This window comes from Streptosporangium sp. NPDC000509 (assembly GCF_042898365.1).
Lineage (GTDB): Bacteria > Actinomycetota > Actinomycetes > Streptosporangiales > Streptosporangiaceae > Streptosporangium.
This window is the reverse complement of the sequence record NZ_JBIAYX010000029.1, coordinates 75,710-96,236: the sequence shown is the minus strand read 5'-3', so window position 1 is coordinate 96,236 and position 20,527 is coordinate 75,710. Positions and strand designations below refer to the sequence as shown.

21 protein-coding genes are annotated in these 20,527 nt (G+C 67.9%); 10 read left to right on the top strand and 11 right to left on the bottom strand.

All coding sequences use genetic code 11. The annotated features are described in order from the left end of the window. Positions 1 to 70: 70 nt before the first annotated feature. The 3 genes from ACFY3D_RS37100 to ACFY3D_RS37090 are packed head-to-tail and all read right to left on the bottom strand — an operon-like array spanning position 71 to position 1,258. Positions 71 to 613, bottom strand: a complete 543-nt coding sequence (locus ACFY3D_RS37100; RefSeq protein WP_389988882.1) for an NUDIX hydrolase — start codon at positions 611 to 613, stop codon at positions 71 to 73. Positions 614 to 618: 5 nt separating this feature from the next. Continuing rightward, complete coding sequence (locus ACFY3D_RS37095; protein ID WP_389988879.1) at positions 619 to 780, bottom strand: hypothetical protein; 162 nt, start codon at positions 778 to 780, stop codon at positions 619 to 621. 7 nt (positions 781 to 787) lie between these two features. After that, the gene (locus ACFY3D_RS37090) at positions 788 to 1,258 is read right to left on the bottom strand and encodes an ATP-binding protein (RefSeq protein ID WP_389988876.1); all 471 of its coding nucleotides are present in this window, start codon (positions 1,256 to 1,258) and stop codon (positions 788 to 790) included. Positions 1,259 to 1,613: 355 nt separating this feature from the next. Between ACFY3D_RS37090 and ACFY3D_RS37085 the strand changes: the two genes are divergently transcribed. Both ACFY3D_RS37085 and ACFY3D_RS37080 read left to right on the top strand, forming a co-directional pair. Further along, positions 1,614 to 2,507: a helix-turn-helix domain-containing protein gene (locus ACFY3D_RS37085; RefSeq protein WP_389988909.1), complete on the top strand. Its 894-nt coding sequence runs from the start codon at positions 1,614 to 1,616 to the stop codon at positions 2,505 to 2,507. 16 nt (positions 2,508 to 2,523) lie between these two features. Further along, on the top strand, positions 2,524 to 2,733 hold the full coding sequence (locus ACFY3D_RS37080) for a DUF397 domain-containing protein (RefSeq protein ID WP_389988873.1): 210 nt from the start codon (positions 2,524 to 2,526) through the stop codon (positions 2,731 to 2,733). Positions 2,734 to 3,203: 470 nt separating this feature from the next. On the opposite strand, the gene ACFY3D_RS37075 is transcribed toward ACFY3D_RS37080, so the two are convergent. Then, on the bottom strand, positions 3,204 to 3,728 hold the full coding sequence (locus ACFY3D_RS37075) for a TetR/AcrR family transcriptional regulator (protein WP_389988870.1): 525 nt from the start codon (positions 3,726 to 3,728) through the stop codon (positions 3,204 to 3,206). 114 nt (positions 3,729 to 3,842) lie between these two features. Here ACFY3D_RS37075 and ACFY3D_RS37070 point away from each other — a divergent pair, with 114 nt between their 5' ends. From ACFY3D_RS37070 to ACFY3D_RS37060, 3 genes are all read left to right on the top strand, one after another. Further along, positions 3,843 to 5,090, top strand: coding sequence for an FAD-dependent monooxygenase (locus ACFY3D_RS37070; protein WP_389988867.1), 1,248 nt, complete (start codon positions 3,843 to 3,845; stop codon positions 5,088 to 5,090). 149 nt (positions 5,091 to 5,239) lie between these two features. Further along, the gene (locus ACFY3D_RS37065; protein ID WP_389988864.1) at positions 5,240 to 5,449 is read left to right on the top strand and encodes a hypothetical protein; all 210 of its coding nucleotides are present in this window, start codon (positions 5,240 to 5,242) and stop codon (positions 5,447 to 5,449) included. A 16-nt stretch (positions 5,450 to 5,465) separates the two neighbouring features. Then, the gene (locus ACFY3D_RS37060) at positions 5,466 to 7,682 is read left to right on the top strand and encodes an NACHT domain-containing protein (RefSeq protein ID WP_389988861.1); all 2,217 of its coding nucleotides are present in this window, start codon (positions 5,466 to 5,468) and stop codon (positions 7,680 to 7,682) included. Between the two features lie 1,112 nt (positions 7,683 to 8,794). Here the strand turns inward: ACFY3D_RS37060 and ACFY3D_RS37055 are convergent. From ACFY3D_RS37055 to ACFY3D_RS37045, 3 genes are all read right to left on the bottom strand, one after another. Next, entirely contained in the window at positions 8,795 to 9,949 is a 1,155-nt protein-coding gene (locus tag ACFY3D_RS37055) for a hypothetical protein (protein WP_389988858.1), read from the bottom strand. An 85-nt stretch (positions 9,950 to 10,034) separates the two neighbouring features. After that, complete coding sequence (locus ACFY3D_RS37050; protein ID WP_389988855.1) at positions 10,035 to 11,408, bottom strand: hypothetical protein; 1,374 nt, start codon at positions 11,406 to 11,408, stop codon at positions 10,035 to 10,037. A gap of 371 nt (positions 11,409 to 11,779) precedes the next feature. Then, a complete protein-coding gene (locus ACFY3D_RS37045) occupies positions 11,780 to 12,418 on the bottom strand; it encodes a TetR/AcrR family transcriptional regulator (protein WP_389988852.1) in 639 nt (212 codons plus the stop codon). Positions 12,419 to 12,479: 61 nt separating this feature from the next. Between ACFY3D_RS37045 and ACFY3D_RS37040 the strand changes: the two genes are divergently transcribed. After that, entirely contained in the window at positions 12,480 to 13,151 is a 672-nt protein-coding gene (locus ACFY3D_RS37040) for a class I SAM-dependent methyltransferase (RefSeq protein ID WP_389988849.1), read from the top strand. A gap of 95 nt (positions 13,152 to 13,246) precedes the next feature. Here the strand turns inward: ACFY3D_RS37040 and ACFY3D_RS37035 are convergent, their stop codons facing one another. Continuing rightward, the gene (locus tag ACFY3D_RS37035; RefSeq protein WP_389988846.1) at positions 13,247 to 13,618 is read right to left on the bottom strand and encodes a hypothetical protein; all 372 of its coding nucleotides are present in this window, start codon (positions 13,616 to 13,618) and stop codon (positions 13,247 to 13,249) included. Between the two features lie 492 nt (positions 13,619 to 14,110). Between ACFY3D_RS37035 and ACFY3D_RS37030 the strand changes: the two genes are divergently transcribed. Further along, on the top strand, positions 14,111 to 15,493 hold the full coding sequence (locus tag ACFY3D_RS37030) for a hypothetical protein (RefSeq protein WP_389988843.1): 1,383 nt from the start codon (positions 14,111 to 14,113) through the stop codon (positions 15,491 to 15,493). Then, positions 15,490 to 16,245, top strand: coding sequence for a hypothetical protein (locus ACFY3D_RS37025; RefSeq protein WP_389988840.1), 756 nt, complete (start codon positions 15,490 to 15,492; stop codon positions 16,243 to 16,245). The genes ACFY3D_RS37030 and ACFY3D_RS37025 overlap by 4 nt, the downstream gene beginning before the upstream one ends. A gap of 230 nt (positions 16,246 to 16,475) precedes the next feature. Here ACFY3D_RS37025 and ACFY3D_RS37020 read toward each other — a convergent pair whose 3' ends face one another. The 3 genes from ACFY3D_RS37020 to ACFY3D_RS37010 are packed head-to-tail and all read right to left on the bottom strand — an operon-like array spanning position 16,476 to position 18,846. Further along, positions 16,476 to 16,661: a hypothetical protein gene (locus tag ACFY3D_RS37020; protein WP_350945024.1), complete on the bottom strand. Its 186-nt coding sequence runs from the start codon at positions 16,659 to 16,661 to the stop codon at positions 16,476 to 16,478. Next, positions 16,658 to 17,524, bottom strand: a complete 867-nt coding sequence (locus ACFY3D_RS37015) for a class I SAM-dependent methyltransferase (RefSeq protein WP_389988837.1) — start codon at positions 17,522 to 17,524, stop codon at positions 16,658 to 16,660. The genes ACFY3D_RS37020 and ACFY3D_RS37015 overlap by 4 nt, the downstream gene beginning before the upstream one ends. Then, complete coding sequence (locus ACFY3D_RS37010; RefSeq protein WP_389988834.1) at positions 17,521 to 18,846, bottom strand: cytochrome P450; 1,326 nt, start codon at positions 18,844 to 18,846, stop codon at positions 17,521 to 17,523. The genes ACFY3D_RS37015 and ACFY3D_RS37010 overlap by 4 nt, the downstream gene beginning before the upstream one ends. 251 nt (positions 18,847 to 19,097) lie before the next feature. On the opposite strand from ACFY3D_RS37010, the gene ACFY3D_RS37005 reads away from it, so the two are divergent. Both ACFY3D_RS37005 and ACFY3D_RS37000 read left to right on the top strand, forming a co-directional pair. Beyond that, the gene (locus ACFY3D_RS37005; RefSeq protein WP_362901617.1) at positions 19,098 to 19,484 is read left to right on the top strand and encodes a hypothetical protein; all 387 of its coding nucleotides are present in this window, start codon (positions 19,098 to 19,100) and stop codon (positions 19,482 to 19,484) included. 89 nt (positions 19,485 to 19,573) lie between these two features. Beyond that, positions 19,574 to 20,527, top strand: coding sequence for an ABC transporter ATP-binding protein (locus ACFY3D_RS37000; protein WP_389988830.1), 954 nt, complete (start codon positions 19,574 to 19,576; stop codon positions 20,525 to 20,527).

Below are 20,527 nucleotides of genomic sequence, written 5' to 3'. Positions count from 1 at the left end.
GGTGAAGCAGGCGGACTCGATCTCAATCATCTAAACGCTCCAGGCAGTAGCAGAACTCGGACGGAAGGGCTCAGTGAAGTGCTCGGGTGACGCGTTGTCTCAGGATGGGGTCGCTGATGCTGTCGGGGTCGTGCCAGGCGGCGGCGGTGACCTCTTCGGCCTGGAGCGGACCGATCGCATTGGTGGTGTGCAGGAGGAAGCGGAAGTCGATGTGCCGGTGGTCCGGCTCACCCTTGGCCGGGTTAGCGGGAATGGAATGGATGTCGATCTGGAGGGGACGCTCCCCGGCCGGGGTGACGGCGGCGACGGGGATGCCGGTCTCCTCGGCGAGCTCGCGCAGGGCCGCCTCCAAGAGGGTGGCGTCGGATGCCTCCAGGTGACCGCCGGGCAGCAACCAGCTGTCCAGGATGAGGTGACGGATGTGCAGGATCCGCCCGTCGGGGTCGACGAGGATCACGGCGGCGGTCGCGTGACCGCGGAACTCCTTGCGGGTGGTGATGTCCGCGCCGTCGTCCAGCAGCTCCAGGGCCGGGGCGAGGCTCTGCCTGTCCTCGGGGTACGCGTCGAGGTAGTCGCCTATGACAGTGCGGATGTGGTCTGCCGTGATGGCCAAGTCGATCACCCGTTGACGTAGGAGAGCCGGATCGCCGCGGCAGCGGAACAGTCGGCCGCGGAGACCTCATGCATACCGGGTGCGAGGTCTCCATGGGCGAGCTTTCCGATCCTGGCGAGCCTCTCGCCCTGGGCCAGGAGGACGAACAGCGAAGGCCGTTCTCTCATCGGTCTCTCATCGGTGCGGTTGGATCGTTCCTTCCCGCTCTTCGGGAGGTGGAGGCGCCAGAGTGCACCAGACGATCTTGCCACCGGGGGTGGGGCGGTAGTAGCCCCAGTCGGTGGCGAGGAGCTCGACGAGGTGCAGGCCGCGGCCGTTCTCGTCATCGGGGTGGGGATCGCGGACGACCGGGGTAAGCGGGCTGGCGTCCCAGACGCGGAGGACGACGGTCTCGCCCATCCGGTAGACGTCCATCCAGATCTCGTCCGGATCGGCGTGCGGGATCGCCTTGGCGGCCTCGGGGCACGCGGCGTGCGCGGTGATCGCGTTGGAGACCAACTCGGAGACGACGAGCTGGGCGGTCTCGATCAGATCGGCCCGGCGCCAGCTCTCCAGTACGCGCCGGACGTGGACCCGGGCGTAGTAGGGCGAGGTCGGGAAGACGGAGAGTTTGAGGTACTGCGTGCCGCTGGCGACATCGGTCATTTTCCACCGCTCCTGGTTGGTACGTCGGACATAGGACCGGCACCGTTCGCGCGGCCGGGGACGCCGCACTCCCTCACGGGGGACGAGAGGGCACGGTGCCGGTCCTATGGGAGTACGGCCGGGGAGCGTCGCAGTTGTATCGCCGGTCGTACCGCTGAGGCCGGACGGGCACCCGGTACGGGGTGGGCCGCACCGAGAGGGAAGATTGTCCGCCCAGCCGTCTAGGGAAATCCTTCGTTTCGCCTTCCAGCGGGGAGCCCACCTGGAATGCTTACGGAAAGAGCATGCATCATCACTATGAGTGAATGCAATGCAGGTTCTTACACTGCCCGCATAGTCCAGAAAGGTGCTGAAGATGCAGGAGAAAGAGGAGTTGGGAGCGGTTGCACCCCTGCCACGCACCAAGCGTCAGCCGCCGACGGTACGCCTCCGGCGTCTAGCAGCCGAGCTGCGTCGCCTTCGCCAGGAAGCCGGACTCTCCCAGGCCGAGGTGACCGAGAAGACCGACGTCAACCTCGCTACGCTCCACCGGATCGAAACGGCCAAGACCAAGCCGCAACTCCGGACGCTCAACGCCCTGCTCGACGCCTACGGTGTTACCGGCAGCCAGCGCACCGATCTGGTGGCGCTGCAGAAGGAAGCGAAGCAGCGCGGATGGCTACATGGCCTCGAAGCAAATCTTCCCGACAAGTACAGCGCCTACATCGGCTTGGAGGCCGAGGCCAAGCAGGCCATCAACTACGAGTCGCTGTTCGTTCCTGGCCTGCTGCAGACCGAGGACTACGCGCAGGCAGTGATCCGAGGCGTGCTACCAACCGCCGCCGAAGCAGAGGTGGACAGCTTCGTCACCGCCAGAATGCAGCGCCAGGCACTTCTTGAGCACGAGGCACCCCTACGGCTTTGGGCGATCATCGACCAGGCCGCCCTCCACCGAACCGTTGGCAGTGACGCCATCATGCGCGCCCAGCTCACCCACCTTCTCCAGCAAGCCCAGCGCCCGCACATCACCGTCCAGGTCATCCCGTTCTCCGCCGGAGCCCACCCCGGAATGCCCGGCAGCTTCATCGTCTTGAAGTTCGACGCTGAGGGCTCCGACGTAATTCACATTGACAGCATGGCCGGCGATCTGTTCTTTGAAAAAGAGGCCGATATCCGGCAGTACAACCACATCTGTGAGCATCTTCGCGCGATAGCACTCAGCCCCACAGATACGGCAGCACTCCTCACATCTCTACGCGAAGATCGATAGAGGAAGGAATCAAGATATGCAGGAGCCAGATCTGTCCGGTGCGCGCTGGCGCAAGAGCAGCCTCAGCGGCAGCGGCCCGAGCTGCGTCGAGATGGCCTTCGTCGGCAACGACGTCGCCGTCCGCGACACCAAAGACCGCGACGGCGGAACCCTCATCTTCAGCCGCACCGAATGGAACGCCTTCATCGGAGGCATCAAGAACGGCCACTACGACAACCCTGTCTGACAGCAAAGCCCCGGGAAGTGTGTCGTCGTACATGACGGGCGCTTCCCGGAAACAACCGTGGACCTCACATGCTCACGTTCCGGATGACCGCCGCGTACATGTGCACCGGGTCGGTGGTGAGGTCCTAGCTGATCAGGCCCGGCAGCGATGGCAGCGGCCCGATCAGCCGGAGCAGGGGATACTCCATCGGTGATCGTGGCCGCCTCCCCGCAGAGGTGGTCGAGGCATACCGGCAATCGACGAACCCGCAAGCGGCTTTCCCCGTTTCGGAACACGGCTGACGTCGGCGAACATCCGGGCGGATATCCCCGCCATCGCCCTTCGGTCGATACGAGTTCTCCCACGGTGTCGTGCCGGCCTCCGATCGCGGTCAGGGTCGGCAAAGCGGGCCTGAGCACGGTAACGAGACCGGCGGCTCAGCGGTGCGCGCGGAAGGCATGACTCGGCCCCCCAGCAGGACCCTCACCGGTTCAGATGGCGAGGACGGTCAGCGCGGCTTCCACGGCGGCGGTCTTGACCTCGTCGAACGGAAGGGCGGCGTGTTCCATCACGCAGTCCGATATGCCGCCGAGCGCCACGGTCGCGTGGATCTGTGCTGCGGTGGAGGGAGTGGGGCCGAGCAGGAGCGTGGTCAGTCGCTTGCGCCACGCCCACATCTTGTCCATCAGATCGAGCTCGACCAACATGGCAGGTGTGTTCAGGATCACCATGAACACCTCCCGATGCCGCCAGATGAGCTCGAAGTAGTCTTCGAGCAGCTGCCGCTCGTCTCCGGGCTCGCGCTCGGTCGCGAATGTCTCCAGCTCGTCCATGAGCGGCTGGATGATGCTTCTGACCAGGTCGTCTCTCGACTCGAAGTGGTAGTAGAGGGCCGGTTTGGTGATGCCGAGCCGATCGGAGATCTGCTTCAGGCTGGTGTTCTGCACGCCCTGCTCCAGGAAGAGCTCGCGGGCCACCGCCTGGATGCGCATCTTGGTGTCCGAAGCCCTCGCCATGGAACCAAGAGTATCGCTTACCTATCGTTAAGTAACACCTTGCGCCCCGCCTCGAATCATGCTTACCTATCGTTAAATAACCAACTTACCTTCCGTTAAGTAGGGAGATGGCGTATGCGGATCCTCATATCCGGCGCCAGCGTCGCCGGCCCCGTCCTGGCCTACTGGCTCAACAGCCACGGCTTCACCGTCACCGTGGTCGAGCGGGCTCCCGCACTGCGCAAAGCGGGCGGACACGCGGTCGACCTGTTCCGACCGGCGATGGACATCATCGACAGGATGGGCCTGACCAAGCCGGTCCAGGCCAGGAAGACCGGCACCGAGTGGCTCTCGTTCCGCTCGGAAAACAGCGACCGCCCGCACGAGCTGGAAGTCGGCAAGCTGATACGCATCGTGTCCGACCGGCACGTCGAGATCATGCGGGACGACCTGGGGGAGATCCTCTACGACGCCACCCGGCACGACGTGGAATACCTCTTCGGCGATTCCATCGCCGCCATGACCGAGGACGCCGACGGCCTCGACGTCACCTTCGAGCGAGGCCCTGACCGCAGGTTCGACCTGGTGATCGGGGCCGACGGACTGCACTCCAACGTCCGGCGCCTGACCTTCGGTCCGGAGTCGCGCTTCTCCACCTGGATCGGGGCCTACCTGGCGGTCATGTCGATACCCAACTATCTGGGCCTGCGCGACCGCATGGACGGGATCACGGGCGTGAACAGAATGGTGGGCGTGTACGGCGGAGCGCACATGGACGACGCCCGCGCGGTCTTCCTGTTCCGCCCCGCCGCCGAGCTCGACTACCACCACCGGGATGTCGACCGACAGAAGGAGCTGCTGCGTCGGCACTTCGCCGGGCTGGGCTGGGAGGTGCCCCGCCTGCTCGGCGAGGAGCTGGACCACGCCTCGACGTTCTACTTCGACTCGATCACCCAACTGCGCATGGAAACCTGGTCCCGGGGACGGGTGAGCCTGGTCGGCGACGCCGGCTACTGCCCGGGCCCCGCGGTCGGCGGCAGCACCAGCCTGGCCGTCGTGGGCGCCTACGTCCTGGCCGGCGAGCTGGCCGAGGCCCGCGGCGACCACACCCGGGCGTTCCCGGCCTACGAGCGGGAGATCGGCGACTATGTACGGCGCAGCCGCACCTACGCGGTCGGCGCCGCCAAACGGCTCATCCCCGACACCCGCCTAAGCCTGTGGGGCCTGATCCAGGGAGCATGGCTGATCAACCATGTCCCCACGCCGATCGCCCGCGCTCTGGCCGGTTTCGGCGGCAGGGGCATACGACTGCACGACGAGGTCACGCTGAAGCACTATCCGCAGGGACCCGCTGTGAAGAGCGCCGCAGCGCCTGACCTCTGACCTTCAGGACGGTTGACCGCCGGATCAGCCAAGAGCTCGGTGCTGATCGGTGCCCCCTCCGTCCCGGCCTCGGCTTTCACCCGGACTTCGACCTGCTCCAGGAGGTCTTCGCCGACCCCGCGCTCATCGCCCGCGACCGGTATCGCGAAGTGGTCAGCGGATATCTGCGCGGCGACGACGTCAGCCCCCGCATACCGCAACGACTCGCCGCGGAGGACCTCGGCAAGGCGAGTGAGGTCTTCCGCAAGCTGCTCAAGAAGCCGCGTTTCTCCTGGGAACGCGACGGCGAGGCGCTGCTACGCAAGCACAAGGCCGACTGGTACGACGGCCCCCGCCTCCCCAGGGTCATCCCCGTATAAAACGCGGACGGCGAGAATGATAGAGCGGGTCATCGAGTGGGACGCCGCTTTTCTCGCATTCAGTCATTTTTGTCTTTGCGGTTTTCTCAAGGCGGCGGAATGCCAAGATGATGACATGACGGGTACGGGGCTGCGGTCCGCCGCGTTATCGTCGGCGGGGGTCCTTCTTCCGGTCGCCCTGAGCGTGGCGGTCAATCAAGTGCTCAACTCAGGCGTGTGGAGCAGGCCGTGGATCGTGGTCACCGTGGTGCTGGCCTTCGCGGGATGGTACGTCACCCGCCTGATCACGCGCGTCTCGACTTCGGCCGCCGGGGACCTCACACAGGTCAAGGGGCGGCTGGCGGGGCTGGTGGTCGATTTCTGGAATACCGAGATAGCGAAGCGGTCTCTCGGCGATCCGCCGATTCCGGTTCCCTGGCATCTCACCCAGCGGACCAAACTCATGGACCATCCGCACCTGATCACCGAGGGTGAGCTGTCTTTCACCGGCCGATCCGACGACATCGCCGAGCTGGCCACCCGCTTCCGCCGGCTGCCCCGCCGTCGCCTGGTCATCACCGGCGGCGCCGGAACGGGAAAGACCACCTTGGCCGTTCAACTCCTCGTACAACTGATCGACACCCGCGAGCCGGCGGAGCCGGTGCCGATGTTGGTGCCGGTCGCCGACTGGGACACGGAGCTCTATCCGCGCTTGCACGATTGGATCGCAGAACGCCTGCGGAATGACTATCTGGCTCCGAAAATGCCCGAGCAGGGCCGCGATGCCGCCGAAATATTAGCCTCGGGTGGTCATATCCTGGCCATTCTTGACGGCCTGGACGAGCTGCCCGAACTCGCTCGCGCGAAAGTGATCACCCAGCTGGGCAGGACCCTGGCCCCGCGGGATCAAGTAATCATCACCTCTCGCACCGGCGAGTATTCCGATGCCCTCGTGAACGCACGACGCGCGGTCCGGGCCGCCGCTGTCATCGCCCCCAAGGCGCTGATCCCCAACGTCGTCGGCGACTATCTGGCCACCTGCCTCCCGCCTCACCCCCCGCAGTCCTGGAGCACGCTGCTGCGAGCTTTGCGGACCGGAGCGACGCCTGCTCTGGCGGCCGTATCCTCGACCGCGTTGGGACTGTGGCTGATCCGAACGGTGTACGTCGACCAAGACCGGGACCCGACCCCGCTGTTCACGGTCTACCGCGACGATGTTCCCGCGCTGCGCGCGCACCTGATGGACAACCTCATCGAGGCGTTGCTGATCGCCCAGAGGCTGTCGGGGACGACTCTCCGGGAAATCCCACAAGCCTGGGATGCCGAGCGGGTACGCCGGTGGCTGGTCCGGCTCGCGACGTACGCCGCAGAACGCGGAACACCCGATTTCGCCTGGTGGCAGATAAACCGACCTCGGCAGGGCGGATTGAGGGTGCCACCTCAATGGGTCGTCTCGCTGGTTGTCGTACTTGTTTATGCACTACCTGTCGCGGCCGCCGCCGCGCTGGCCGGGAGCCCGATACTTGGACTTGTCGCCGGTTTCGGCTTCGCGTTCGGAAAATCGATCGACACACCCGAGCCACCGGAGTTGAGGCGACTACAGATCTGGCGACGTGTCACCACGGCACTACGCGAGAACAGTGGCCGCATTGCTCCCGTATTTCTCACGATGAGCCTGCCTTTGGCAGCAGGGGTGACGGCCATTCAGGGGATCGGAGCCGGGATCTTCTCAGCCGTGGCTTCTACGCTCACCATCTGGGTTGGCCTCGCACTGCAGAAGAAGTCCCCGCCAAAGGATTCCGGCCAGGCATCGGAGGATCGGCTTCCGCAGTTCACCAACGCTCTCACCCCCCTGTCCGCCTGGAAGATCAACCGGTCTTTGGTAGGACTTCAACTGATGGGAGCACTGGTTTTTGGGGCGGTTTTGGCGATCTCCTCGGAGTGGGTGCTCTCATATTTCCCCGGGCCGCGAGACATCTGGAGCGACATTGGACTGGGGCTCATAGTCGGATGCAGTGCCGGTCTGATACAGCGGTCACAGCACGTCTGGTTGACGTCCCGGATCACGTTCATATTCTTGGCCGTCTCGGGCGATCTTCCGGTGCGCACGGTGAGGTTCTTCGATGAAATGCACCAGCTCGGCCTGCTACGCGCGGTCGGCCCGTTCTATCAGCTCCGGCATGCTGAACTACATGACCATTTCACAGCGGTGGCCGACAGAGATCAGCTGCCTTCGGGTCGGGGCGCGCTGTGACTGTCAATGGCCAAGTGCGTGTCGCCGCCGGTGGCCGGGATCGACGACCCGACTACGGTGAGTGGCGCGTGGTCGGGTACGAACCGCGCAGTGAGGCCAGGCTTCCGGCCTCATGACGGGCACCCGGCCATCGCGTTCTGATCGCTCTCTTCGCACCTGTCCGCGACCCCAACCGCCGCCCCTCTCACGGTGGGACCCAGCTCCTCGGGGGAATTCTTCGACGATCAGTGGGCCCGGCCTCGGGTCCGGTGTTTGAGCTGAGGCCGGGCCCATGGTGATGCTCACCGGCCTGCCCCTCGGGAGGCGATGAGGCTGTCAGGATGGGCCAGGAAATCTTGCCGCCCGGGCCCGCGGACAGCGCCTCGGCCGACCACCCGCTATGGACGCGGAGATGGTGGCTCGTGCTCGGCGACTGCCGGGCGTGTCACGGGTGGCGCCGTACAAGTACCTGCCCGAGTGTCTGAGCCTGCCTGCGATCGATCAGCAGGCCAAGTGAGCTCAGAATTCCCGACCCAGAACTCTAGAGATAGATCTCCGGGCCGCAGACACCGTTGCTGTTGCAAACGTGGAAGCTGCGGAACCTGGACTTGCTGGTGATCGGATTTTTTTGCAGGCATTTGCCCCTTCCCGCAGAGTAGGAGCCGCCGATTTCCCGACCCGGGATTTCCGATTCGGTATAGTACAAAGACCCGTACTGCATGGTTGAGCTTGTGCAGAGTTGGGAGAGGGTTGGAGTCACGGTCCCGATGACACCCGGGATCGACTGGCTCGCGGCCGATGCCGGCGGTGCCCATGCCAGTGAGGCGAGTCCGCCGAGCGTCAAGGAAAGTGCTACCGCCGATAAACGTCGGGTGAGGCGGTTGTGACGCGACGTGGTGGATCCCTCGTGTCCTGCCATGCGAAAATTCCTCCATCGATTTGAAGAGAACCTAGGCAATTAGAACTATTCAGGTGCGATTTCGACAACCTATAAGTTTCCAGGGTGTCGCTGAGGCGTCGATCAGGTAGGGGAACGCGCGGTCGAACAGCGCGGATTCATCGATCGGCTCACCACGCTGACCGGCCGATCGAGTACGCGTTCTCCTGAGGTGCCGTGCCGGCCTCGATCACGGTCAGGGGCGGGCGCGGCGGGCCTGGGCGCGGTAGTGGTCGAGGACGTCCTGGCGGAGGAGGTGGCCGAAGCCCGCGGCCTCGACGCGCAGGCCGAGTTCGTGCTCGGTCACGCCGAGCGAGACGGCGGTGTCGGCCACGCTCCAGCCCGCGGCGGCGAGGCTGGTCAGCAGGTGACCGCGCCGGACCTGGTTCTCCGACAGGCGGAACGTCTTGAGGTACGCGAGTCGGCCGGCGCCGTCGGTGATGAGCTCGCCGATGTGGTTCTCACGCCGGCGTTCGAAGGGCGGCAGGAATCGTGACAGGCGATACCCGCCCATCTGGTAGACGCGCTGGTAGGTGTAGTCCGTGCCCAGCAGCGCGCCCGCCATGACCCGGTCGTGGAAGGCCGCCCACTCCTGCTGCTGCCTGCGGGCCCCCGCGCGCAGGTCGGCGAGCGAGTGCACCGTCGCGTCCTCGATGCGGGCGCGGAAGTCGGCCACCGGGCCGCTGAGCAGCGCGTAGTGGTAGATCAGCTCGCCGTACAGGTCGTGGACGAGGGTGGTGTGCAGGGCGCGGTAGTCGTCGGGGTGCGGCACCACGAACGCGGCGGCGAGCGCGTCCGCGACGTAGACGAGGACGCCGCACTGGCCTCGGTGGATCTCGAAGACGCGAAGGGCGTCCTCCAGGCCGCTGACCTGCGCGCCCGTGTACGCCTCCTCGACGCGAGGCGAGAGCCCGCGGCTGATCGCGCGGTGCGACCACTCCTCCCACACGATCTCCGGCCCGCCGAAGTGCAGCGCCAGATACCCTTCGAGCGCCAGGTGCAGGGGCAGGAAGCGCAGCCGGTTCCTGTCGGTTCTGCGGGCCATCCGGCGGTGGAAGCGCAGCGGCATCCGGCCGGGCGGGCGGTCACGCTCCCGTGGTCCCCGAAGCTGCGTTCCGTACGCCGAGGCGGGGGTGCCGTCGTCCGTCCAGGTCGCCACGAACCCGTGCGGGATGTAGGAGAAGTACTCGGTCCGCGGGCCCACCTCGACGACGCCGAGTTCCGCGTCATAGAGGCGTGCGTCGAGCCGCAGGTCCTCGATCGGCTCCTCCCTGACCAGCGGGACGAGCCGTACGCCACCCCACGCCTGCGCGGGGCGGCTGGTGAGCCCGGTGAGGGCGAGATCCGTCACATGTCCTCCTGCGGGAACCGCTCGACGACGCACACCGGGCGGTCAGGTTCCGTCACGCGTCCTCCTGCGGGAACCGCTCACGACCTCACGCGTCCTCCCGCAGGAACCGCTCGACGCGGCGCGCCAGATGGGCGCGCAGCTCGCCGATCCCGGTGCGCCCCTCCGCGAACCGGGCCAGCTCCACCAGGGCGACCAGGTTCTCGGCGTCACGGATCCCGGCGGTCGGGACGGTGGGCGCCAGCCGCCGTACATCGAAGTCGGCGGCGTCGTACACCGGGTTGAGGTGTACGACGGCGCAGGCGTGGTCCGGGTCGAGCCGGGTGCGCCAGATCCGCAGCACCTCTCCCGCGAGCCCCGGCGGCGAGTTGTCCCATCCGTCGGAGACGATGACGAGGCGTCCGGGGCCGCGTTCGAGGCCGTCGAGGATGCGCTCGCCGAGCGGTGTCGCCCCGTACGGATTGACGAGCAGCGCGTCCGTACGGCCCGACAGCCACAGCGGCGTGTACTCGGCGGACAGCGCCTCCAGCAGGAAGTGGCAGGCGAGCGCGACGGCGAGCGGGCGACGGCGCTTCTGCCCCGAGCCGTACGCGGAGAAGCTGTCGTCGAGGACGGCGACCGTCGCGCCCCAGCTCCCGGCCTCGCCGCCCGCGGCCCGGCGGGCGGCCGCACGCAGCGCCGCCGTCAACTCCGCGCGGCGGCGCACGCGATCCTCTACCGAGAGGGCGAGCACGTACGACGCCAGCCGGGTCAGCGGCATCGTGGTGAGATCGGCACGCACCGCGTCGACCTTCAGGGCGTGCGCCGACTCCTGCAGGCGCAGTCGCTCCAGCCGGGTGAGCCTGGGCGCGATGCGCTCCAGGAAGGTGGCGCGGGCGACGCGATGCTTCGCCGCGAACCCCTCCGCGACCGTGTAGGGCAGCTCGTACAGCGCCGCCTGCTCGTAGTGGGCCCGCCGCCAGGTCTCCAGGATCGGTGTGGTGTAGGCGGCCTGCCGGTGCGGCGCGAACAGGAACGGCCCCAGCTCCCCGTCAGGGCTCAGGTGAGCGTGACGGACGGCGCTCTTGACGGCACCCCGGTACTTCACCGCGTCGAACGCGAGATCCGGACGGGCGGCCAGCCACTCCCGCATGATCGCCCTGGTGCGCCGGTTGTTCACCCTGGCGCGGCGCAGCGCCAGAAACAGCCCGTACACCCGAGGCGGTGGCAGCAGGGCGAGCCTCCGGGCGATCAGACGCCCCTCGGCCCGACGCTGCTCCAGGTCCGCCTCCCCCGCCGTGACCAGCAGGTTTCTCGCGATCAGTACGGCGTTGTGGTCGTTGACGTCCAGGGCGAGGGTGGCCGCGTACAGGTCGCGGTAGTTTCCCAGCAGGTAGTCGTGCAGGAAGTCCAGCGAGAGACCCTGCTCCTCCGCGCCCGAGTGGAACTCCCGCTGGCCGGTGGCGGTGATCGCCGCGTTCACGAACAGCAGGACGTCCTCGGCGGCGATCAGATCCGCACTGGTCTCGATCTCCGCCTCCGGGGGTGTGTACGGGGTCGGCCGGGGAATGGGGGCACGAGCTGCGAATCATCGCTTCAAAGGCGGGTCCCGGAAGTCGCACCGAAGTCCCGCGGCCGACCCCGGAAGGCTAGCACCGGCATATCGCCTTCTTCTTCCTTGTTTGCCGCCGCCATGAGGGCCGACGATCCTCGATGAGCGGTAGGAGCCCTTTGCGGTTGAATGCCCGCTCGGCGGTATCCAGGTAGGCGTCCGCGATCCGCCGCGCTCTGCGCCTCCTCCTCTTTTGAGGCGTCGACCCTGCGGGATCCGCCGGACGTGCTGCTCACGTCCGCTTAGCCGGGGTCGGCGCAGAGTTGGGAGGTCAGGGTGGTGCGTGCCCACTCTTCCCAGGTGTCCGGTGACCAGTTCCGGTCGCGGACGAAGATCAGGTAGAGCTGTGGGCTGAGCAGGCCGAACAGCAGGTCCGCCGCCATCTCGACGGAGAGGCCGGGACGGGCGTCGGGCTTGCCGACCAGGGCTTCGGCCGCTGCGTGCTGCACGGTGTAACGCGGGTCGGGGCCGTCCGGCCACTGTGCGGCGATCTCGGGGTCGGTGGCCGCGGCGGCCGCGATCAGCGGCATGATCGGGGCGACCCTGCCCAGGATCTCGCCGGTGCCGTGGACGTGCGCGCGCAATTGCCCGGCCGCGGTGGGTTCGGCGCACGCGGCGCGAAACCACTCGCGATCCATGGTGGCGACCGGCTCGGTGTCCCCGGCTATGGATGTGTCGACGACCTCCTTGAACAGGGTGCGCTTGTTGTGGAAGACGAAGTAGACCGTCTGGACGGCCACGCCCGCCCGGTCCGCGACCTCCTGCAGGCTCGTCGCCCCGTAACCCTGCGCGACGAACAGCTCGCGAGCCGCCTCGATGACCTTTTCACGAGTGCGGCGTGAGCGCTCGGCCCGCTGATCCGGTCGCTTGACTCTGTCCATATTGCGAGTATATCTCTAGAGTACGTCACTAGAGTTCAACTCTAAATTCTTGGAGGAGACGATGGACCAGCACAGCACCCCCCGGGCGACGGAAACGGACCCGGCCTCGACGCGGCGAGACCCGGAGGAGGAGTCCGTCCACCGCGCGCTGGAGCGCTATTACCGCACCGGCAGGCCACCGTGGGACACCGGCGTGACGCCGCCCGAGCTGGTCGCCCTGGTAGAGGGGCACGGCGCGCTGCCACCCGGCCGCGCCCTCGAACTCGGCTGCGGCACGGGGACCAACGCCGTCTACCTCGCACGGCACGGCTGGGAGGTGGCGGCCGTCGACCTGATCGACCGCGCCGTCGACCAGGCCAGGAAGAAGGCCGCGGAGGCGGCGGTGGCGGTACGGCTGCTGCACGGAGACGCCACCCGTCTCGACGAGCTGGACGTGCCGGGCCCCTTCGACCTGTTCTTCGACCTGAGCTGCTACTGCGGGATCCCGCTGCACCGCCGCGACGCCTACGCCGCCGGGCTCACCCACCGCGCCGCTCCCGGAGCACGGTTGCTGATGTTCGGGTACGGCCCCGAGCCGCTCGGTAATCCGATCCCCGAGGTCACGTCGTGGGCGGCGGGCGTCACAGCCGACGAGCTCCGCGCCAGGTTCACCGGCTGGGAAGTACTCGACGTCACACCGGGCACCAACTCGGTGCCGACCTTCTGGTTCACGCTGCGCCGCGACGCCTACTGAGGTTCCGGCCAGCGGGGCCAACGCCGACCGCCCGGTGATCGACCGGTCGCGGGGCCGTGGCATCTCGTGGACGACATCCGGTGGCTCCCGATTTCCTAAGGGATCTGTCCGGGTTCGTCGACGACTCCCGCCGCGACCTCGGCGGTCGCGAAGACGCTCCCCTTCGAGAAGGCCACCTCGCCGTTGATGAGGTAGTCCCGCAGGTATTCCGTCCGCGAGCCGAGGTGGTTGTAGGTCGTGCTGTCGAGGACGATGTAGGAGCGTTCGACGACCTCGCCGTTCTCGTCCCGCTGCGTGCCGGAGCCTGGAGAGCCGGACTCGTAGGCGATGCCCACGCCCGACCTGCCCACCGCGTCGCGTACACCGAGGTCCACCCGGACTCCCGGGATCCTGGCGAGGGCGCGGAAGATCGCGGCCTCCAGCTTGGGCGGCATGTACTCCTCCCGGCCGAGGTAGAGCGACAGCACTCGGTGTCGTAGCGCCCGAGCCGCCGCAAAGCGGTGAGGAACGTCTCGGAGACGATGTCGTCGGCCACCGAGTCTCCCAGGCGCCGCGTCACATAGCGGTGCAGGGCGGGGGGCGTGCCGGTCGAACAGCACCGAGAACGCGGCGGGATCACGCCGGGCGCGCTTGATCACCTCCGCGTCGTCCAGATCCGTCTCCACATTCAAGCGTGAGCTCCGTTCCTCGATCCGGGTTCCTCGGTCCGGTCACCCCCCTTTCACCCGGTACCGCGAATCGAGTTCTCCACGCCCGCGCTCGGTGTCCATCGCACGGCGCCGTCCGCGTCCGGAGGAGAGCACGCCGTCGGTCCGGCGTGCTCTCCTGTAGGACGAACCATTTCTTCCGCCGACATGCGCGCCGTATGCCAAAATGATCACTCTCCCGGAGGCGTGAATCGGTCCATCCGGATTACCGAGAAGGCACTCAACGCCATCAGGAGAGGATGTCGGTTGTCCGTGACGGATCTGGACCCCGCCTGCGAGCTACGCGAGCTTGCCGATCACCCCCACCTGGCGGCCCGTCAGGACCAGCTACGTGATCTCGCGGACGCGGTCGCCGATCCCGACAGGGCCGGGCACTGGTGTGAGGTCGACCTGTTCGCCGCCTTCTCCCCCGACGACACCATCCTGGTGGACGGGGAACCGGCGGAGACCACGTCCTCGCCGAGGAGGCCGGGATGGCGACGTGGGCTCGGCGGCGCCGTCGGCCCCGCCCTCGTCTTCGTACCGATCTTCATCACCTGGCTCGGCCTGATGATGGCGACCGGCGCCTACGGCGACCTCCTCGCGGCCGGTGGCCTGGAGGCGGCCCGGCGCCCCTTCCTGGAGATGTGGCAGCAGGGCTTCGGCGGCCGGTTGCCCGGATTCTTCAAATTCGACAACATCGCGCTCTGTACCCTCGCGGCCATCTTCTGCCTTATCTGCTGGACCGTGTTCGAGAACGTCACGCGGAACACCAGGGAGGACGCCTCGGAGCGGGAGCTGCGTGCCCTCCGCGTCCGGCTCCGCGGGGCGCTGACCGGGGCGAGCCTGGTGCTCGGACAGGTCCGCCTCTCCGCACCGGAGCGGTTCGGCGCCGAACTCAGCAAGGCGGCGGCCGACATCGGCTTCGTCGGAACCACGGCGCGCAAGGTGCACACCGAACTGGTCGAGGCGCTCACCCTCACCCTGGAGGCCACCCGTAAGACCACGGACGCACTGGCCGGTAGCGCGATCGACGTGCGCGACGCCGTCGAGCACCTGGGCGGGCACCTGGCAGCCGTCAACAGCACCTGTGACGACCTCGCCGCGGCGGTGGCCCGCTTCTCGGCCGTGATCGACACCGCGGGATCCACGGCCGGTCAGGCCGTCACCGACGTCGGGAACCGGTTGTCGACGACCGTCTCCCGGACCGCCCTCGACATGCGCCAGGCGTTCAACGAGGAACTCGTACGATCCATCACGTCGGTCCAGGGCAGCGTCTCCGCTCTGGATCTCCGGATCAACGAGCTGGTCGGTGTGACGGCGGGTATCGGCCACGCCGTCGACCGCGCGGCCATCTCGATCGATTCCGTCGGCTCCTCGACGGAGAAGGCGGTCGACCAGCTCGGCGCACGGGTCACCGACACCATCGCGGGTACGGCCAGGGAGCTTCACCGGACCTTCGAGGGCGCCGGTACGGAGATCCGGGAGGCCCTGGAGAGCTGGTCCGCCGTCGCCCGAACACACACCTCCCCGATCGACACCGACATCGCCACCGCCACCGCCACCGCCACCGATGGAACGGACGACAGCGGCGGAACGGACGACAGCGGCGACGACGAGCCGGACTCGCAGCGGAAAGTCCGAACCTCGCGATGACCACCCGCCGAAGAACCTCCACCACGACCCTGTTGGCCGGTTGGCTCTTCGCCGACCTGCTGCTCGGACTCACGATCATCATGCTGGGCGCGCAGGCGCCGCCCCCCTCACCCGCCGACCTCATGACGGACGGCACCCGGTTCCAACCGGACCCCTTCCAGTCCCCGCCCGACTCGGCCCGGCCTCCGAGCGAAGAGCCACCGGCGGAAGGGCCTTCCGCCGAGAAGCCCTCGGAGGAGACCTCGGGGGAGACGTCGGGAGGAGAGCTCCGGACCGAAGATCCCAAGGAGGAGAAGAAGCCGGGCAAGAAGGAATCCGAAGAGAAGAGTCCCGCCCGGCCCGGCCCTTCGCCGTCACCCTGCACCGGCCTCGTCGGAGGCGTGCGGGCGAAACCGGTCACGCTCTCGTTCCGGGTCACCCCCGGCGCCGGTGACGGTGTACTGGCCGCACAGGTACGCCAGGAGTTACGCAGGCACCGGGACAGACTCGCCGGGCGGCGCGTCGGCATGCTTCTCACCTTCGGCTCCGACGACGGTGCCAGGGGCGGCGTTCAGCTCGCCTCCAGGGTCAACGCGGCCATCCTCGAGGCGTACCCGGGCACCTTCGGCACGGCCGTGACCCGTGACTTCCACGACCTCTCCGCCCCGAGCGGGTCGATCTCCGCCGAGATCTACTTCGTGACCCACGGCTGCGCCCCCACGTCCACGGCGCCGAGGTCATTCGATGAAGGAGCGGACTCCCCCATCGAATGACGTGCGGGCCGTCGACCAGCCTCTTGGGCTCCGGCATCCGCCGATCCGGACACGCCGCACGGCCAGGTGGAACGCCGCTTTCGGCAGGCTCAAGCGGCGGCGGGCCGTCGCGACCCGCTTCGACCGGCTCGCCGACCGCTGCTCTGCGGGCGCTGCTCTGCGGACGCCGCCGTCGCATGCCTCATGCTCCGGCAGCACCCTAGCGAGCCCTGCCGAGCTGTCAGACCTTCCTAGTAACGGGGTTTGCGGCTCAGGGCGATGCCGGCCACCAGGAAGATGCCGCCGATCACCCCGGCGCCTATCGCTCCCGGAGTGTTGGCGGGGGTGCTGCTCGCCTGGAAGACGGCGGTGACGAGGCCCATCACGCCGCTGATGTAGCAGAAAATGGTGATGAAGATCTTGACGTTGGTGCTCACTGGATTCCTTCGGTGGGGCGACGGCCGTCTGCGGGCGCGTCGGGGGCGGTACCGGCTGCGGTGAACCCGAGGAGCATCACCCAGGCGTTGGGGTCTGCGCGGAACCGGTTCCAGCGGTCGGCGGCGAGGGCGAACTCTCGAAGCGACAGCACACCGGCCGCGAGAAGCGGCTGCAGCCGTCCCGGGCCGAGGTGGGGGGCGAAGTCATCCGTCGGTCGGGTGTCGTTGGTCGTGGCGAACGGGCGAAGGGCGACCTCCGTGAAGCCGGTGTCACGTAACAGGCGGGTGAGACGGCGGCCGATCGTACGGTCGCCACCGGCGGCCTGCTGGGTCGCCGCCATCTTGGCGTGGATCCCGGCCAGCTCCGGATAGGTCGGGTCCGCCAGGCCCCAGCAGGAGGCGTCCACCTCGGTGACCAGGATCCGGCCACCGGGGCGGAGGATCCTGCGAGCCTCCGCGAGGGCGGGTGCGGGGTCGGAAAGATGCTGAAGGACGTACCTGAGGAGTACGTATCCCGCGCTCGCCGTTTCCAGCGGCAGGTCGGCGGCATCGGCGACGACGAGTTCGGCACCGGCGCCCTCGGCGTGGACGAGCAGCTCGGGGTCGATGTCCACGGCGACGAGCGACAGGTCGGGCATGGCCTGGCTCAGCCGCCTGGTGATCGCGCCAGAGCCCGCGCCGACCTCGACGAGCGGGCCGTTCGACGCGGTCAGGCCCAGCTCGCGCAGCAGGCTCAGCTCCTCGTCGAACGAGAGCGCCGCCTGGGCCTCCAACCGCGCCAGCTCTCCTGCCATCCCACCCGCCGTGGTGGCGGCGGGGTTGTACGAACCGGCGTTCGGCGCCGAGGCGGCCGGGGCGGTCATCGGGGGCTCACGGTCATGCGCATGCCGTGCTTCGGCCGTAGCGTCACCAGCGCCTCGGGCTCCACCGGGAAGCCGGGTTCCAGCGTGAGCCGTACCGACTGGGCCAGCATCGCGAGGACCAGCGTCGCCTCGGTGAGCGCCAGGTGCCGGCCGATGCAGACGCGCTCGCCGCCGCCGAACGGCAGGTACAGGTGGCTCGGCAGGTCGGCGCCGTCGAAGCGGTCGGGTACGTACGCATCCGGGTGGTCCCAGTAGCGAGGATCGCGGTGCAGCACCCACTGGCTGACGCACACCAGCGTGCCGGGCGCCACCGGATGGCCGTCGAGCTCGTCGTGACCGGTCGCGCGGCGGGAGATCAGCCAGACCGGCGGGTACAGGCGCATCGCCTCCTGCACGGCCCGGCCGCACAGCGGCAGGTCGAGCAGGTCCGCGGCCGTGGGCCGGCGGCCGCCCAGCACGTGGTCGACCTCGGCGCGGATCCGTTCCGCCTCCTCGGGGTGGCGGTCCAGGAGGTAGAGGGTCCAGGTCAGGGCCTTGGCGGTGGTCTCGTGGCCCGCCATGATCAGGGTCAGCACCTGGTCGCGCAGGTCGGTGTCGGACAGGGAGCCGAGCATGGCGTCGAGCAGGGTGCCGACGGCCTGGGGGTCCTGGGGAGAGGCGCGGCGGGCCGCGATCACGGTACGCGTGATCATGTCGAGGAGGGCGCGGGCGCGTACGTAACCCCGCTGCCTGCGGACGGTGTCGGCGGGATCGGGGTCGGGGTCGGGTACGTAGTGGCCGATGAAGCGGTTGACGTCGTCCACCGCCCGGCCGAACCCGTCGCCCGTCCCGCCGAGGTCCACGTCGAGCACCGCGCGGGTCAAGATCGACAGGGTGAGCGAGGTGAGCTGGTGGTCGATCGGCTGGGGGGCGCCGGTCTCGGCGGGGCCGCGCCAGCGGTCCAGCAGGGCGGCGGTCTCGTCGGTGATGATCTCGTCGAAGGAGGCGACCGCGCCTCGGCGGAAGGCGGGGGCGCACAGCTTGCGCTGACGTGACCATTCCGCGCCGGTGCTGGTGAGCAGGCCGTTTCCGAGCAGCGGGCGCAGCATGTGGTCGTCCGGCGTGTTCTTCTTCGTGTAGTTACCGACGTTGTCCTTGAGGATGTGCCGGGCGAGATCGGGGCGGTGCGCCATGAGGACGGTCTCGCCGTTCGCGTGGTGGGCGGTGACGTCGCCGTACCGGCGGGCCAGGCCGGTCACGAACCCCAGCGGGTCGCTGCGCATGCGTCCCATGTCCACGGGGCCGGCCGGGCCGGGGGGAAACCGCGTGCCTGTGGTGGTCACCGACGCCTCCGTTCAACGTGCTTAAGTATCCGCATTACGTATTCACGGGTGCCGGATATACGTATTGAGTATTGTTGATGATTCCATCCGTACTGTGGGATGCTGCTAATGTAACACCGCACAGAAGAAGGTATCAATACTTACATGAATGGCACACAAGTTAAGTCTTGGTAAGCGCCGCAGAGCATGCGACAGTCCATTTCAGTTGCCGACGCAGAAAGCAGCGGCAAACACCCGAGAGGGAGAATCGCATGGCTCTCGAACCGCAGGAGCGCGCGGAGTTCATCAACGCCTACACCCGTACGCTCATCACCGCCTGGTCGGACGAGGAGTACGCGGCCCGGCTGAACGCCGACCCGCGTTCCGCGCTGGCCGAGTCCGGGCTGGTCGTTCCGGAGGGCGCCGAGATCGTCATCGTGCGGCACATCCCCGAGGGGCACGAGGAGGGCAACCTGGACGTCCAGGTGGGGCTGTGGGAGGTGGGTCTGGCGACCGGGCAGTTCGAGTTCCACATCCCTGAGACGCCGGTGGTCGACGCCGCCGAGCTCAGTGAGGGGGACCTGTCCGACATCGCGGCCGGCGCCGCCGACGCGGCCGCCTGCTACTACTGCTGCTGCCCCTGCTGCTGCTGCACCTGATTCCCGGCGCAATTCCGGCATAATTTCCGGCGCCGTTTTTAAAATCGCCATGCCGTTCCCGTCAACGTCTCCATCGGAGGAATAAGTCGATGGCTTCCGCCGCCGCGGAAAAAGATCCGGTCGCCGTCACCGGCCTGAACAAGCGCTACGGAGAGCACACGGTGCTCACCGATCTGAGCCTGCGGGTGCACCCCGGCGAGGTGTTCGCCTTGCTCGGGCCGAACGGCGCGGGGAAGACCACGACCGTGGAAATCCTCACGGGAGTACGGCGGCGGAGCGGTGGAGACGTACAGGTCCTCGGCCAGGATCCGGCCAGGGACCGTCGGGAATGGCGGGCGCGTATCGGGGTGGTCGGCCAGTCCACCGGCTCCTACCCCGATCTCACCGTGGGTGAGGTGGTGCGGCATTTCGCCGCCATGTACCCCAGGCCGCTGCCGCCCACGCAGGTGCTCGACATGGTCGGCCTGGGAACGTACGAGAAGAAGAAGACCACGGAACTCTCCGGCGGCCAGCAGCGCCGCCTGGACGTGGCGGTCGGCGTGATCGGCGACCCTGAGTTGATCTTCCTTGACGAGCCGACCACCGGGCTCGACCCGGTCGCCCGCCGCGAGGCGTGGGATCTGGTGCGCTTCTTCTCCGGGCGCGGCTGCACGACGGTGCTGACGACCCACTATCTGGACGAGGCCGAGACGCTCGCCACCCGGGTGGGGATCATCGCGGGCGGACGCCTGGTGGCCTGCGGGCCGCCGGCCGAGCTGGGCGGGCGGGCGACGACCCCGGCCACCGTGTCGTTCCGGCGTTCGGAGTCACTCGCCGGCCGGGAGCTTCCCGACCTTCCCCGGGATGCGGTGCTCGAACCGGGGCCGACGGGCGCGGGCGACCCGGTCACCGTTCTGACCTCGGAGCCGACCCAGTTGGTGAGCCTGCTGGGTGCCTGGGCGGGGACGGAGCTGCCCGAGCTGACCGTGCACCGGCTCACCCTGGAAGAGATCTACCTCAACCTCATCGACCGGCATCGCGAGCAGCCGGAGGAGAACACGTGA